The following is a 15436-nucleotide window of genomic DNA, read 5'->3' as shown; positions in this document are numbered from 1 at the left end:
CAATGAATGTGAAGTTACTCAACCCCCTAACATTAGCATATATGGGTGATGCTGTTCTTGATCAATATGTGCGGAAATATATCGTTCTTAAGTTACAAAGTAAACCGAATCGGTTACATCAAGTATCAAAACAATATGTTTCGGCTAAAAGTCAAGCTCAAACATTAGAATATTTAATGACTGTTAATTGGTTTACTGATGAAGAATTAGATATTTTGAGAAGAGGACGAAATGCTAAAAGTTATACAAAAGCTAAGAATATCGATATTCAAACTTACCGCAAAAGTTCAGCTTTAGAGGCTGTAATCGGTTTTTTATACTTAGACCATCGATTGGAACGATTAGAAGCTTTATTACAATCAATTGTTGAAATAGTTAATGAAAGGTAGTGTGAATGTGGAAGATATTGTTATAGTCGGAAGACATGCTGTTAAAGAAGCTATTATATCAGGTCACGCCATTAATAAAATTTTGATTCAAGATGGTATAAAAAAGCAACAAATTAATGATATTTTAAAAAATGCAAAATCCAAAAAATTGATAGTGAAAACAGTACCAAAATCAAAATTAGATTTTTTAGCAAATGCTCCTCACCAAGGGGTAGCAGCATTAGTCGCTCCATATGAATATGCTGATTTTGATCAGTTTTTACAAAACCAAAAAGATAAAGGTGACTATTCAACAGTGCTTATTCTAGATGGTTTAGAAGACCCTCATAATCTGGGCTCTATATTGAGAACTGCTGATGCATCGGGTGTCGATGGGGTAATAATACCTAAAAGACGATCTGTAGCACTGACTCAAACTGTGGCTAAAGCTTCAACTGGAGCAATACAGCATGTTCCAGTCATACGTGTCACGAATTTATCTAAAACGATAGATGAATTAAAAAATAATGGCTTTTGGGTAGCCGGGACAGAAGCGAGTAATGCGACAGATTACAGAGATTTACAAACTGATATGTCATTAGTGATTGTTATTGGTAGTGAGGGACAAGGTATGAGTCGTCTAGTTAGTGATAAATGTGACTTTTATATAAAAATTCCTATGGTAGGTCATGTCAATAGTCTTAATGCATCTGTAGCAGCAAGCTTAATGATGTATGAAGTATTTCGAAAACGTCATCAAACTGGTGAAACATCATGAAAGAAAGATACCTTATAATAGATGGTTACAATATGATAGGGCAGTCCTCGACACTTAGCGCAATTGCAAAAGAAAGCTTGGAAGAAGCAAGGGAACAATTATTAGATGTCATAGCTAATTATAATGCGTTAGTTGCAGATGAAATTGTTTGTGTCTTTGATGCATACGAACAATCAGGTATTGAAAGAGAGTATGTTTATCATGGTGTGAAAACAGTGTTTACTAAAGAAAAAGAAACAGCAGATAGCTTTATTGAACGTTACGTATATCAACTCTATGATAAACATACGACCCATATTACTGTGGTAACAAGTGATATGAGCGAACAACACGCGATATTCGGTTCAGGAGCATACCGAATTTCTTCCAGAGAAATGTGGCGTGATTTAAAAGAAAACGAAATAACCGTTAATAAATCTATAAATGATTTTAGTGAAAAGAAGCCAAGAACGCGAATTCAGTTATCAAATGAGATTCTTGAAGAATTTGAAAAAATTAGACGTGGCAACCACAAAAAGGACTGATTAAGTACTATTGCGATTTTAAAAGCTATTCATATAAACTAACCTCAACTCATTTGAAAGGTTAGAGGTATGGAATTTAATTACAGTCAACTAGAACTAATATCACAGAATCAAAGTAATTTAGACAACAGTCATTTTGAGCAATGGTTTGAGGATTTAATATATTATCTCAGACCCTTGATTTATAGAAAAATCAGATATATAACAAATAATCATTTTGAACTTGAGGATATATTTCAAGATATTATTATCAAGTTGTACCGAGCATTGCAATCATTCGATTTCAGTCGCGGTATTTCATTTGAACATTATATATTTTTATTAATATGCTCAGTAAAATATGATTATTTTAGAAAGTTAAAAGCAGATAATCATAGATACCCTCGGTTGATTAACGAGTATGTTGTAGATTACCATTGCGCTTTAGCAATCAATGATATTGAAAGAAGTATTTTGAGAAAAGAATTATCAGCAATGTTTGATATTCAATCGCAAACGTTAAGTCAGATGGAAAAATCAATTATTCAGTTATTGCTCAAAGATTATAAACCCAAAGAAATAGCAACCATTTTAGAAGTGAAAGAAAAAGTTGTTTATAATGCCATTCACCGGTGTAAAATAAAATTCAAGCGCGAATTTAAGAATTAAAAAAGATTTTTAATACTAAAAAATAGAGTCGATATTTAGTGAAGAGTAAGTTTGACATTTATTATGACATTTATGTATAGTATATTGGTATTATAATGAGTAAAGGTGAATAATTGTGAAGAAAGTACCTTTAAATTGTGAAGTTTGTGGCAATCGTAATTATATTGTTGTAAAAAACGAAGGTTCTGCAACACGACTGACGTTAAAAAAGTTTTGTCCAAAGTGTAATGCGCATACCGTTCATAAAGAATCTAAATAAGCTAATAACAATCAATTAAAATGAATCAGACTTTGATAAAGAGTCACAAAATGTGGAGGTCTTATAAATGGCTAAAAAAGAGAACTTCTTTAAAGGCGTAAAGTCAGAAATGGAAAAAACGAGTTGGCCAACTAAAGAAGAATTATTTAAATACACGGTAATCGTTGTATATACTGTTATATTTTTCTTAGTCTTTTTCTATGCCTTAGACATAGGAATTAATACATTAAAACAATTATTTTTAGGTTAGGAGTGGAGACATGTCTGAAGAAGTAGGCGCTAAGCGTTGGTATGCTGTACATACTTATTCTGGATATGAGAATAAAGTTAAAAAGAATTTAGAAAAAAGAGTAGAATCTATGAACATGACTGAACAAATTTTCAGAGTTGTCATACCAGAAGAGGAAGAAACTCAAGTTAAAGATGGTAAAGCTAAAAAGCTTGTGAAAAAGACTTTTCCTGGTTATGTATTAGTTGAACTTGTCATGACTGACCAATCTTGGTATGTGGTAAGAAACACTCCTGGAGTTACGGGATTTGTAGGTTCAGCTGGAGCAGGCTCTAAACCTAATCCCTTACTTCCTGAAGAAGTACGCTTCATCCTTAAACAAATGGGCCTTAAAGAAAAAACGATTGATGTTGAACTAGATGTGGGAGAACAAGTTCGTATTAAATCAGGACCATTTGCTAATCAGGTTGGAGAAGTACAAGAAATCGAGACAAACAAGTTTAAACTTACTGTGTTAGTAGATATGTTTGGTCGCGAAACACCAGTAGAAGTTGAATTTGATCAAATAGAAAAACTTTAAATATAATCAGTTAAGAATCTAGTTACACTCAAATCGTTTTCATGATAAAGATGAAATTTTACTATTGATTTTTTAATAGTTTGAGTGTTAAAATAATGTGGTCGCGCTTTTAGAGCGTTCATTTCGTCACGAAATGTTTTTAAGAGTGGGAGGGCAAAACTGAGCCCTGTGACCACATCACGATATCAAGGAGGTGCACATCGTGGCTAAAAAAGTAGAAAAAGTAGTTAAATTGCAAATTCCTGCAGGTAAAGCAAACCCGGCACCACCAGTTGGTCCAGCATTAGGTCAAGCAGGTGTGAACATTATGGGATTCTGTAAAGAGTTCAACGCACGTACTCAAGAACAAGCAGGTTTAATCATTCCGGTAGAAATCAGTGTATATGAAGACCGTTCATTTACATTTATTACAAAAACTCCACCGGCTCCAGTACTACTTAAAAAAGCAGCTGGCGTTGATAAAGGTTCTGGTGAACCTAACAAAATAAAAGTTGCATCAGTAACTAAAGATCAAGTACGAGAAATTGCTCAAACTAAGATGCAAGATTTAAATGCTGCAGACGAAGAAGCAGCTATGCGTATTATTGAAGGTACTGCACGTAGCATGGGTATCACTGTGCAGTAAAAAAGCTAAGTTAGTAAATTAATTTGAAACGAATTTAATTTAGACGATACAAAGCAGGTAACAGAGAAGGCATCCAATTAATATTGTCTATTGATGAGTTGATGTTTATATTGTAATAATATTAACTTTCATTTGTTATCTGCTCTTAACTTGCAAGAAGCAAGTAAATGTGGGAGGAAATTCCGCTAAAACCACTAAAGGAGGAACAATAAATGGCTAAAAAAGGTAAAAAGTATCAAGAAGCAGCTAGTAAAGTTGATCGTACTCAATACTATAGTGTTGAAGAAGCAATTAAATTAGTTAAAGAAACTAGCATTGCTAACTTTGACGCTTCTGTTGAAGTTGCATTCCGTTTAGGAATTGATACACGTAAAAATGACCAACAAATCCGTGGCGCAGTAGTTTTACCTCATGGAACTGGTAAATCACAACGTGTATTAGTTTTCGCTAAAGGTGATAAAATCACTGAAGCTGAAGAAGCAGGTGCAGATTATGTAGGTGAGGCAGACTACGTTCAAAAAATCCAACAAGGTTGGTTTGATTTTGATGTAGTTGTAGCTACTCCAGACATGATGGGCGAAGTTGGCAAATTAGGTCGAGTTTTAGGACCTAAAGGATTAATGCCAAACCCTAAAACTGGTACTGTAACTATGGACGTTAAAAAAGCGGTTGAAGAAATCAAAGCTGGTAAAGTTGAATACCGTGCTGAAAAAGCAGGTATCGTACATGCTTCAATCGGTAAAGTTTCATTTGACGAAGAAAAATTAGTTGAAAACTTTGATACTTTACAAGATGTATTAGCTAAAGCTAAACCATCATCAGCTAAAGGTACTTACTTTAAATCTGTTGCTGTTACAACAACAATGGGTCCTGGAGTTAAAGTTGATACTTCATCTTTTAAATTATAAATTTTATAAATTCAACACAATTACAGACTGATAGATTAATTACTTCAGTCTGTAATTTTTTGTTGACTTATTACATTAAAGCAGTTATATTGATAATTGTGATTATTTTACCTAAGACAGTAGGAGTTATGTTTAACTTAAAAATTCAATCCTACCGAGGCTAAAATTGACTTGAACGTGATGATTAATGATCTTTCAAGCACTTTTTGCCGTGGGTAGAAAGTGCTTTTTTTATTGAAATTAAAAAAGCACCGAAAAAATTTAAATGGAGGTGTCTGAATGTCTGCTATCATTGAAGCAAAAAAACAACAAGTAGATACTATTGCTGAACAACTTAAAAATTCAGTTTCAACAGTAATCGTTGACTACCGTGGATTAACTGTAGCAGAAGTTACTGAATTACGTTCACAATTACGTGAAGTAGGTGTTAAATATAAAGTTTATAAAAACACTATGGTTCGTCGTGCAGCTGAACAAGCAGGTATTGAAGGCTTAGATGAGTTTTTAACAGGTCCTACAGCAATTGCAACTTCAACTGAAGATGTTGTTGCGCCAGCAAAAGTTATCTCAGGATTTGCTAAAGAACACGAAGCTTTAGAAGTAAACACAGGTGTTATGGAAGGTAACGTTATTTCAGCTGAAGAAGTTAAAACTGTTGGTTCATTACCTTCACACGATGGTCTTGTATCAATGCTTTTATCAGTATTACAAGCTCCAGTACGCAACTTCGCTTATGCAGTTAAAGCTGTTGGAGAACAAAAAGAAGAAAGCGCTGAATAATTGCGCATAAAAATTTAAATTAAATGGAGGAATTGTAAAATGGCTAATCAAGAACAAATCATTGAAGCAATTAAAGAAATGTCAGTATTAGAATTAAACGATTTAGTAAAAGCAATTGAAGAAGAATTTGGTGTGACTGCAGCACCTCCTGTAGCAGCAGCAGGTGCAGCTGGTGGCGGAGACGCAGCAGCTGAAAAAACTGAATTTGACGTTGAATTAACTTCAGCTGGATCTTCTAAAATCAAAGTTGTTAAAGCAGTTAAAGAAGCAACTGGCTTAGGATTAAAAGATGCTAAAGAATTAGTTGACGGAGCTCCTAAAGTAATTAAAGAAGCTATGCCTAAAGAAGAAGCTGAAAAACTTAAAGAACAATTAGAAGAAGTTGGAGCTAGCGTAGAATTAAAATAGTCTCTACTATCTAATTAAATAATGAGGTTGAAGAGATTTGTTCGACCTATGTTATAAGTATAGTCGAGACGAATACAACCTGAATTCTTTGAGAAATTAAAACCCCGTTATTAAATTAACGGGGTTTTTGCTTAATTTATAGTTATATTGAGGATTTTAACTTTTAATTAATTTTAAATTGAATGATGTCAATAGAGGTGTAGATATGAGTCATTATTATGATGAACAGCCGAATGTAAAAAGTAACCAAAAGAAAATTAGTTACTACTTTAATCAAACACAATTAGAATTTACAACAGATGCAGGCGTGTTTTCTAAGGATAGAGTAGATTTTGGTTCAGATTTGTTGATTCAGACTTTTTTAAAAGAACATCCGCCTGGACCTAGTAAGTCTATTGCAGATGTAGGGTGTGGGTATGGACCAATTGGTTTAACAATTGCAAAAGTGTCTCCGCATCATCGAATAACAATGTTAGATGTCAATTGTAGAGCGCTTGCTTTGGCAGAAATGAATCAAACCAAAAACCAAATAGACAATGCAACTATTATTGAAAGTGAATGTTTATCTGCAGTAGAAGTTCAATTCAATTACATACTAACAAATCCACCTATTCGTGCTGGAAAAGATGTTGTTCATCGTATCTTTGAGGAAGCATTTGCTCATCTTAAAGAGGCAGGTTCATTATATGTTGTCATTCAAAAAAAGCAAGGTATGCCATCAGCGAAAAAAAGAATGGAAGAGCTATTTAATAACGTAGAAGTTGTTACTAAAAGTAAAGGCTATTATATTTTGAAAAGCTCAAAAGGTTGATTTCAATATCGTATTCTGATATAGTTATAAAATGTAAAAATTTATGTTCAATAAGTGTGTACTTTTACGTAAAATGGATAAATAAATTAAGTATAAATATAAATCGAAAATGGTGTCATCGTACGTGTTGCCGTTTTCTTTTTGTCTTTTATATTCAATGAGTAAGTAAAGGGAAACGCACAATTTTTGAGGGGTGAATCTGTTTGGCAGGTCAAGTTGTCCAATATGGAAGACATCGTAAACGTAGAAATTATGCGAGAATTTCAGAAGTATTAGAATTACCAAACTTAATAGAAATTCAAACTAAATCTTATGATTGGTTCCTTAAAGAAGGGTTATTAGAAATGTTTAGAGACATTTCACCAATTGAAGATTTCACAGGCAACCTATCTTTAGAATTTGTAGATTATAGATTAGGTGAACCAAATTATGATTTAGAAGAATCTAAAAATCGTGACGCTACTTATGCTGCACCTCTTCGTGTCAAAGTACGTCTCATTATTAAAGAAACAGGCGAAGTAAAAGAACAAGAAGTCTTCATGGGTGATTTCCCATTAATGACAGACACAGGTACATTTGTTATCAATGGTGCTGAGCGTGTTATCGTGTCTCAATTAGTACGTTCACCATCTGTTTATTTCAACGAAAAAATTGATAAAAACGGTCGTGAAAATTATGATGCGACTATTATTCCTAACCGTGGTGCTTGGTTAGAATATGAAACAGATGCTAAAGATGTCGTTTATGTTCGTATCGATAGAACACGTAAATTACCATTAACTGTATTGTTACGTGCGCTAGGTTTCTCAACTGATCAAGAAATCGTTGATTTAATAGGAGACAGTGAATATTTACGTAATACATTAGAAAAAGATGGAACTGAAAATACAGAACAAGCTTTATTAGAAATTTATGAACGTTTGCGTCCTGGCGAACCACCAACAGTAGAAAATGCTAAAAGCTTATTATATTCACGTTTCTTCGATCCTAAACGCTATGATTTAGCAAGTGTAGGTCGTTATAAAGCTAACAAAAAGTTACATTTAAAACACCGTTTATTTAATCAAAAACTAGCAGAACCAATTGTTAATAGTGAAACAGGTGAGATTGTAGCGGAAGAAGGTACTGTACTTGATCGTCGTAAACTAGATGAAATCATGGACGTATTGGAGACAAACGCTAATAGCGAAGTCTTTGAACTTGAAGGTAGTGTCATTGATGAACCAGTAGAAATTCAATCAATTAAAGTATATGTTCCTAATGATGAAGAAGGTCGAACTACTACTGTTATTGGTAATGCATTACCAGACTCAGAAGTTAAATGTATTACTCCGGCTGATATTATCGCCTCAATGAGTTACTTCTTTAACTTATTGAATGGAATTGGTTATACAGATGATATTGACCACTTAGGTAATCGTCGTTTACGTTCAGTTGGTGAATTACTACAAAACCAATTCCGTATCGGTTTGTCTAGAATGGAACGTGTTGTACGTGAGAGAATGTCAATTCAAGACACTGATTCTATCACTCCACAACAATTAATTAATATTCGTCCAGTCATTGCATCTATTAAAGAATTTTTTGGTAGTTCTCAATTATCTCAATTCATGGACCAAGCAAACCCATTAGCTGAGTTGACTCATAAACGTCGTTTATCAGCTCTAGGACCTGGTGGTTTAACTCGTGAACGCGCTCAAATGGAAGTACGTGACGTGCATTATTCTCACTACGGTCGTATGTGCCCTATTGAAACACCTGAGGGCCCAAACATTGGATTAATTAACTCATTATCTAGTTATGCAAGAGTAAATGAATTTGGTTTTATTGAAACACCTTATCGTAAAGTTGATTTAGATACTAATTCAATCACTGACCAAATTGACTACTTAACTGCTGATGAAGAAGATAGTTATGTTGTTGCACAAGCAAACTCACGTCTTGATGAAAATGGGTGCTTCTTAGATGATGAAGTTGTTTGTCGTTTTCGTGGCAATAACACAGTGATGGCTAAAGAAAAAATGGACTATATGGACGTATCACCTAAACAAGTAGTTTCAGCAGCTACTGCATGTATCCCATTCTTAGAAAACGATGACTCAAACCGAGCATTAATGGGTGCAAACATGCAACGTCAAGCAGTACCATTAATGAACCCAGAAGCGCCATTTGTTGGAACAGGTATGGAACATGTAGCAGCGCGTGACTCAGGTGCAGCAATTACTGCTAAGCATAGAGGACGTGTTGAACATGTTGAGTCTAATGAAGTTTTAGTTCGTCGTTTAGTAGAAGAAAATGGTATTGAACATGAAGGTGAATTAGATCGCTATCCATTAGCAAAATTCAAACGTTCAAACTCTGGTACATGTTATAACCAACGCCCAATTGTTTCTGTTGGAGACGTTGTTGAATATAACGAAATTTTAGCAGACGGTCCTTCAATGGAACTAGGTGAAATGGCTTTAGGTCGTAACGTAGTTGTAGGTTTCATGACTTGGGACGGTTATAACTATGAGGATGCCGTTATCATGAGCGAACGTTTAGTTAAAGATGATGTCTATACATCTATTCATATCGAAGAATACGAATCAGAAGCACGTGACACTAAATTAGGACCTGAAGAAATTACTCGTGATATTCCTAATGTGTCTGAAAGTGCGCTTAAAAACTTAGACGATCGTGGTATCGTTTATGTTGGTGCCGAAGTTAAAGATGGTGACATCTTAGTAGGCAAAGTAACGCCTAAAGGTGTAACGGAACTAACAGCAGAAGAAAGATTATTACATGCTATTTTCGGTGAAAAGGCTCGTGAAGTTCGTGATACTTCATTACGTGTACCACATGGTGCAGGGGGCATCGTATTAGATGTAAAAGTCTTCAACCGTGAAGAGGGCGATGACACTTTATCTCCTGGTGTAAATCAATTAGTACGTGTTTATATCGTTCAAAAACGTAAAATTCATGTAGGGGATAAAATGTGCGGTCGTCATGGTAATAAAGGTGTTATTTCTAAAATTGTTCCTGAAGAAGATATGCCATACTTACCTGATGGTCGACCAATCGACATCATGTTAAATCCACTTGGTGTACCTTCACGTATGAACATTGGACAAGTGCTAGAATTACACTTAGGTATGGCTGCTAAAAACTTAGGCATCCACATTGCATCACCAGTATTTGATGGTGCTAATGATGATGATGTTTGGTCTACAATCGAAGAGGCCGGCATGGCACGTGATGGTAAGACTGTATTATATGATGGGCGTACGGGTGAACCGTTTGATAACCGTATTTCTGTAGGTGTAATGTACATGCTTAAACTTGCTCACATGGTTGATGACAAATTGCATGCACGTTCAACAGGACCATACTCACTCGTTACACAACAACCACTCGGTGGTAAAGCACAATTTGGTGGACAACGTTTCGGTGAGATGGAGGTATGGGCACTTGAAGCATATGGTGCTGCTTATACTTTACAAGAAATCTTAACTTATAAATCTGACGATACAGTAGGACGTGTTAAAACTTACGAATCTATCGTTAAAGGTGAAAACATCTCTAGACCAAGTGTTCCTGAGTCATTCCGAGTACTGATGAAAGAATTACAAAGTTTAGGATTAGATGTTAAAGTAATGGATGAGCATGATAATGAAATTGAAATGGCAGATGTTGATGATGAAGATGCAACGGAACGCAAAGTAGATTTACAACAAAAAAATGCTCCGGAATCACAAAAAGAAACAACTGATTAATAAGCACTTAAGATAAATGAATACTTAAAGGGTATGAAATGATTATCATTTCAACTTCTTTAGGTATTCGATTTCAATGAAAGTAATCAATCAAATAGCACAGCTAATCTAAATTGAAGGAGGTAGGCTCCTTGATTGATGTAAATAATTTCCATTATATGAAAATAGGATTAGCTTCACCTGAAAAGATTCGTTCTTGGTCATATGGTGAAGTTAAGAAACCTGAAACAATAAACTATCGTACTTTAAAGCCAGAAAAAGATGGTCTTTTCTGTGAAAGAATTTTTGGACCTACTAAAGACTGGGAATGTAGTTGTGGGAAGTACAAACGTGTACGCTACAAAGGTATGGTATGTGATAGATGTGGCGTTGAAGTAACTAAATCAAAAGTGCGTCGAGAAAGAATGGGACACATTGAATTAGCAGCACCTGTATCTCATATCTGGTATTTCAAAGGAATTCCAAGTCGTATGGGACTATTGCTCGATATGTCACCAAGAGCATTAGAAGAAGTGATTTATTTTGCTTCTTATATAGTAGTTGATCCAGGTCCTACAGGATTAGAAAAGAAAACGTTATTGTCTGAAGCTGAATTCAGAGAGTATTATGATAAATATCCAAATCAATTTACTGCCAAAATGGGCGCTGAAGGTATTAAAGATTTATTAGAAGAAATTGATTTAGACGAAGAGTTAAAAATCTTACGTGATGAGTTAGAATCTGCTACAGGTCAAAGATTAACTCGAGCAATTAAACGTTTAGAAGTTGTTGAATCATTTAGAAATTCTGGTAACAATCCTTCTTGTATGATACTAGATGTTCTACCAATTATTCCACCAGAAATTCGTCCAATGGTTCAATTAGACGGAGGGCGTTTTGCAACAAGTGATTTAAACGACTTGTATCGTCGTGTGATTAACCGTAATAATCGTTTAAAACGTTTATTAGATCTTGGTGCACCTGGTATCATCGTACAAAACGAAAAACGTATGTTACAAGAAGCAGTAGATGCTCTAATTGATAACGGTCGCCGTGGCCGTCCAGTTACTGGACCTGGTAACCGTCCTTTAAAATCACTTTCACATATGTTGAAGGGTAAACAAGGTCGTTTCCGTCAAAACTTATTAGGGAAACGTGTTGACTATTCAGGCCGTTCAGTTATCGCAGTAGGACCAAGCTTGAAAATGTATCAATGTGGTCTTCCAAAAGAGATGGCTCTTGAATTATTCAAACCATTTGTAATGAAAAAACTAGTTCAACGTGAAATTGCTACAAACATTAAAAATGCTAAAAGTAAAATTGAACGTATGGAAGATGAAGTATGGGATGTATTAGAAGATGTTATTACTGAACACCCAGTATTACTTAACCGTGCACCAACATTGCATAGATTAGGTATCCAAGCGTTTGAACCTACATTAGTTGAAGGTCGTGCGATTCGTCTTCATCCACTTGTTACAACTGCATATAACGCAGACTTTGATGGTGACCAAATGGCTGTTCACGTACCTTTATCTAAAGAAGCACAAGCTGAAGCTCGTATGTTAATGCTTGCTGCTCAAAACATCTTAAATCCTAAAGATGGTAAGCCAGTTGTTACACCATCTCAAGATATGGTATTAGGTAACTATTATTTAACATTAGAACGAAAAGATGCGGTAAATACTGGTGCCATTTTTAATGATACAAATGAAGTATTAAAAGCATATGCAAATGGATATGTACACTTACACACTCGTATTGGTGTTCATGCTAATTCATTTAATAATCCAACATTTACTGATGAACAAAATAATAAAATATTAGCTACTTCAGTAGGTAAAATTATTTTCAATGAAATTATTCCTGATTCATTTGCATATATCAATGAGCCAAGCCAAGCTAATTTAGAAACAAAGACACCTGACAAATACTTTATTGATCCTACTCAATTGGGTGAAGGTGGATTAAAAGAATACTTTGATAATGCAGTACTTATAGAACCATTTAATAAAAAGTTCTTAGGAAACATTATTGCTGAAGTATTCAATAGATTTAGCATTACGGATACTTCTATGATGTTAGATAGAATGAAAGATTTAGGTTTCAAATTCTCTTCTAAAGCAGGAATCACTGTTGGTGTATCTGATATTGTGGTACTACCAGATAAACAAGATATCCTAGATGAACACGAAAAATTAGTTGAACGTGTGACTAAACAATTTAATCGTGGTTTAATCACTGAAGATGAGCGTTACAATGGGGTTGTTGAGATTTGGACTGACGCTAAAGACCAAATTCAAGGCGAATTAATGCAGTCTCTTGAAAAAACAAACCCAATCTTCATGATGAGTGATTCTGGTGCCCGTGGTAACGCATCTAACTTTACTCAGTTAGCTGGTATGCGTGGATTAATGGCTGCACCTTCAGGTAAAATTATCGAGTTACCAATCACATCTTCATTCCGTGAAGGTTTAACTGTATTAGAGTACTTCATTTCTACACATGGTGCGCGTAAAGGTCTTGCCGATACAGCCCTTAAAACAGCTGATTCTGGTTACCTTACTCGTCGTCTTGTTGACGTGGCACAAGATGTTATCGTGCGTGAAGAAGACTGTGGTACCGACCGTGGTTTATTAGTTTCTGATATCAAAGAGGGTACAGAAATGATTGAACCATTCATTGAACGTATCGAAGGTCGCTACTCTAAAGAAACAATTCGCCATCCGGAAACTGATGAAATCATCATCCGTCCAGATGAATTAATTACTGCTGATATCGCTAAACAAATCACTGATGCAGGTATTGAACAAATGTATATTCGTTCTGCATTCACTTGTAATACTCGCCATGGTGTTTGTGAAAAATGTTATGGTAAAAACCTTGCCACTGGAGAAAAAGTTGAAGTTGGAGAAGCAGTTGGTACAATTGCCGCTCAATCAATTGGTGAGCCAGGTACCCAACTTACAATGCGTACATTCCACACTGGTGGGGTTGCAGGAAGCGATATCACGCAAGGTCTTCCACGTATCCAAGAAATCTTCGAAGCGCGTAATCCTAAAGGTCAAGCGGTTATTACTGAAATCGAAGGTGTTGTAGAAGACATTAAATTAGCTAAAGATCGTCAACAAGAAATCATCGTTAAAGGTGCTAATGAAACAAGATCATATCTGGCTTCAGGTACTTCGAGACTTAAAGTGGAAGTAGGGCAATCTGTAGAACGTGGTGAAGTTCTCACAGAAGGTTCTATCGAGCCCAAAAACTATTTAGCAGTAGCAGGTCTCAACGCAACTGAAAGCTACCTATTAAAAGAAGTACAAAAAGTTTACCGTATGCAAGGTGTGGAAATTGATGATAAACACGTTGAAGTAATGGTAAGACAAATGCTACGAAAAGTACGTATTATTGAAGCTGGTGACACAAAATTATTACCAGGTTCACTTGTAGACATTCATAGCTTTACAGATGCAAATAGAGATGCATTTAAACATCGTAAACGTCCAGCAACTGCTAAACCAGTATTGCTTGGTATTACAAAAGCTTCTCTTGAAACTGAAAGCTTCTTATCAGCGGCGTCATTCCAAGAAACAACTCGTGTACTTACCGATGCAGCAATTAAAGGTAAACGAGATGACTTACTTGGTTTAAAAGAAAATGTAATTATTGGTAAACTTATTCCTGCAGGTACTGGTATGAGACGTTATAGTGATATTCAATATGATAAAACGTCTACTCCAGTAGCAGAAGCAAATGAGGAAGTAGAGATTACTGAATAGTATTGCTACTAAAAATTTAAATCGAAATATTTGATTAGGGTGGAACAATGAAAGCGTTCTGCCCTATATTTATATTGCGATAGACTCTATTTGATTTTTAATCAGTATTTTCTCAGTAATCAAAATTTTATTTTTATAATAAATGACTGGATAAATTGTTGACTATAATAGCTGAATAATGTTAATATATTAAAGGTTGATGCAGGCAGAACTTTGGAGGATATTTAAATGTCTAATGAAAAAGTTGCACGCTTTAACAAACAACATTATGTAGTCGGTCTCAAAGAGACGCTCAAAGTGTTAAAAAGAGATCAAGTTACATCATTGATTATTGCTAAAGACGTTGAAGTTCATTTACTAACTCGCGTGTTAAGCTATATCAATCATAAAAATATACCTATTACATTTTTCTCAAGCCAACGCGCCTTAGGAGAATATGTAGGTATCAATGTTAATGCAACAATTGTTGCGTTATTGAATGAGAATTAGTAAGGATGTTGCTTACTAAATTTTATTTAACCATAAAATGAACCACCTGGATGTGTGGAATTAAAAAGTGAAGAGAGGAGGACACAGTCATGCCAACTATTAACCAATTAGTACGCAAACCAAGAAAAAGCAAAACAAAAAAATCAGATTCACCAGCTTTAAATAGAGGTTTCAATAGTAAAAAGAAACAATTTACTGACTTAAACTCACCTCAAAAACGTGGTGTTTGTACTCGTGTAGGTACTATGACACCAAAAAAACCAAACTCAGCATTACGTAAATATGCACGTGTACGTTTATCAAACAATATTGAAGTTAATGCATATATTCCTGGTATTGGACACAACTTACAAGAACACAGCGTTGTACTTGTACGTGGTGGACGTGTAAAAGACTTACCTGGTGTGCGTTATCACATTGTGCGTGGTGCACTTGATACTTCTGGTGTAGATGGACGTAAACAAGGACGTTCACTATATGGAACTAAAAAACCTAAAAATTAAGTTTATGATTACGTAA

At 34.9% G+C, this 15436-nt stretch carries 16 protein-coding genes and 1 other annotated feature; all 16 genes read left to right on the top strand.

What is annotated here, in order from left to right; translation table 11 throughout:
- Window positions 1-2: 2 nt before the first annotated feature.
- Entirely contained in the window at window positions 3-389 is a 387-nt protein-coding gene (locus DYE57_RS10525; RefSeq protein ID WP_115313964.1) for a Mini-ribonuclease 3, read from the top strand.
- A 7-nt stretch (window positions 390-396) separates the two neighbouring features.
- Window positions 397-1146 carry a 23S rRNA (guanosine(2251)-2'-O)-methyltransferase RlmB gene (rlmB, locus tag DYE57_RS10520; RefSeq protein WP_165417894.1) on the top strand — a complete coding sequence of 250 codons (750 nt, stop codon included), beginning with the start codon at window positions 397-399 and terminating at the stop codon, window positions 1144-1146.
- Window positions 1143-1670 (top strand): NYN domain-containing protein, encoded by a 528-nt coding sequence (locus DYE57_RS10515; RefSeq protein ID WP_115313962.1) that lies wholly within the window; start codon window positions 1143-1145, stop codon window positions 1668-1670. Before rlmB ends, DYE57_RS10515 begins: the two co-directional genes overlap by 4 nt.
- A gap of 69 nt (window positions 1671-1739) precedes the next feature.
- Entirely contained in the window at window positions 1740-2318 is a 579-nt protein-coding gene (locus DYE57_RS10510) for an RNA polymerase sigma factor (protein WP_115313961.1), read from the top strand.
- A gap of 115 nt (window positions 2319-2433) precedes the next feature.
- On the top strand, window positions 2434-2577 hold the full coding sequence (rpmG, locus tag DYE57_RS10505; RefSeq protein ID WP_115313960.1) for a 50S ribosomal protein L33: 144 nt from the start codon (window positions 2434-2436) through the stop codon (window positions 2575-2577).
- A 67-nt stretch (window positions 2578-2644) separates the two neighbouring features.
- On the top strand, window positions 2645-2827 hold the full coding sequence (gene secE / locus DYE57_RS10500; RefSeq protein ID WP_115313959.1) for a preprotein translocase subunit SecE: 183 nt from the start codon (window positions 2645-2647) through the stop codon (window positions 2825-2827).
- Between the two features lie 10 nt (window positions 2828-2837).
- The gene (gene nusG, locus DYE57_RS10495; RefSeq protein WP_115313958.1) at window positions 2838-3386 is read left to right on the top strand and encodes a transcription termination/antitermination protein NusG; all 549 of its coding nucleotides are present in this window, start codon (window positions 2838-2840) and stop codon (window positions 3384-3386) included.
- A gap of 202 nt (window positions 3387-3588) precedes the next feature.
- Entirely contained in the window at window positions 3589-4011 is a 423-nt protein-coding gene (rplK, locus tag DYE57_RS10490) for a 50S ribosomal protein L11 (RefSeq protein WP_115313957.1), read from the top strand.
- Window positions 4012-4223: 212 nt separating this feature from the next.
- Window positions 4224-4919 carry a 50S ribosomal protein L1 gene (rplA, locus tag DYE57_RS10485; RefSeq protein WP_115313956.1) on the top strand — a complete coding sequence of 232 codons (696 nt, stop codon included), beginning with the start codon at window positions 4224-4226 and terminating at the stop codon, window positions 4917-4919.
- 92 nt (window positions 4920-5011) lie between these two features.
- Window positions 5012-5160, top strand: a sequence feature (ribosomal protein L10 leader region).
- Window positions 5161-5198: 38 nt separating this feature from the next.
- A complete protein-coding gene (rplJ, locus tag DYE57_RS10475) occupies window positions 5199-5699 on the top strand; it encodes a 50S ribosomal protein L10 (protein WP_115313955.1) in 501 nt (166 codons plus the stop codon).
- 39 nt (window positions 5700-5738) lie between these two features.
- Entirely contained in the window at window positions 5739-6107 is a 369-nt protein-coding gene (gene rplL / locus DYE57_RS10470; RefSeq protein WP_115313954.1) for a 50S ribosomal protein L7/L12, read from the top strand.
- A 205-nt stretch (window positions 6108-6312) separates the two neighbouring features.
- On the top strand, window positions 6313-6918 hold the full coding sequence (locus tag DYE57_RS10465; RefSeq protein WP_115313953.1) for a class I SAM-dependent methyltransferase: 606 nt from the start codon (window positions 6313-6315) through the stop codon (window positions 6916-6918).
- A 203-nt stretch (window positions 6919-7121) separates the two neighbouring features.
- Complete coding sequence (gene rpoB / locus DYE57_RS10460; RefSeq protein WP_115313952.1) at window positions 7122-10673, top strand: DNA-directed RNA polymerase subunit beta; 3552 nt, start codon at window positions 7122-7124, stop codon at window positions 10671-10673.
- Between the two features lie 158 nt (window positions 10674-10831).
- Window positions 10832-14428, top strand: a complete 3597-nt coding sequence (gene rpoC / locus DYE57_RS10455; protein ID WP_165417908.1) for a DNA-directed RNA polymerase subunit beta' — start codon at window positions 10832-10834, stop codon at window positions 14426-14428.
- A gap of 228 nt (window positions 14429-14656) precedes the next feature.
- On the top strand, window positions 14657-14917 hold the full coding sequence (locus DYE57_RS10450; RefSeq protein ID WP_115313950.1) for a ribosomal L7Ae/L30e/S12e/Gadd45 family protein: 261 nt from the start codon (window positions 14657-14659) through the stop codon (window positions 14915-14917).
- An 89-nt stretch (window positions 14918-15006) separates the two neighbouring features.
- Window positions 15007-15420: a 30S ribosomal protein S12 gene (gene rpsL, locus DYE57_RS10445; RefSeq protein WP_115313949.1), complete on the top strand. Its 414-nt coding sequence runs from the start codon at window positions 15007-15009 to the stop codon at window positions 15418-15420.
- Window positions 15421-15436 lie beyond the last annotated feature (16 nt).

The sequence above is a fragment of the Staphylococcus saccharolyticus genome, from assembly GCF_900458815.1.
GTDB lineage: Bacteria > Bacillota > Bacilli > Staphylococcales > Staphylococcaceae > Staphylococcus > Staphylococcus saccharolyticus.
This window is presented reverse-complemented; position numbering and strand designations above follow the sequence as displayed.

Coding starts and splice junctions, on each gene's coding strand:
- DYE57_RS10525 (WP_115313964.1), top strand. CDS start 3: ATGAATGTGAAGTTACTCAACCCCCTAACATTAGCATATATGGGTGAT.
- DYE57_RS10515 (WP_115313962.1), top strand. CDS start 1,143: ATGAAAGAAAGATACCTTATAATAGATGGTTACAATATGATAGGGCAG.
- DYE57_RS10510 (WP_115313961.1), top strand. CDS start 1,740: ATGGAATTTAATTACAGTCAACTAGAACTAATATCACAGAATCAAAGT.
- secE (WP_115313959.1), top strand. CDS start 2,645: ATGGCTAAAAAAGAGAACTTCTTTAAAGGCGTAAAGTCAGAAATGGAA.
- nusG (WP_115313958.1), top strand. CDS start 2,838: ATGTCTGAAGAAGTAGGCGCTAAGCGTTGGTATGCTGTACATACTTAT.
- rplA (WP_115313956.1), top strand. CDS start 4,224: ATGGCTAAAAAAGGTAAAAAGTATCAAGAAGCAGCTAGTAAAGTTGAT.
- rplJ (WP_115313955.1), top strand. CDS start 5,199: ATGTCTGCTATCATTGAAGCAAAAAAACAACAAGTAGATACTATTGCT.
- rplL (WP_115313954.1), top strand. CDS start 5,739: ATGGCTAATCAAGAACAAATCATTGAAGCAATTAAAGAAATGTCAGTA.
- DYE57_RS10465 (WP_115313953.1), top strand. CDS start 6,313: ATGAGTCATTATTATGATGAACAGCCGAATGTAAAAAGTAACCAAAAG.
- rpoC (WP_165417908.1), top strand. CDS start 10,832: ATGAAAATAGGATTAGCTTCACCTGAAAAGATTCGTTCTTGGTCATAT.
- DYE57_RS10450 (WP_115313950.1), top strand. CDS start 14,657: ATGTCTAATGAAAAAGTTGCACGCTTTAACAAACAACATTATGTAGTC.
- rpsL (WP_115313949.1), top strand. CDS start 15,007: ATGCCAACTATTAACCAATTAGTACGCAAACCAAGAAAAAGCAAAACA.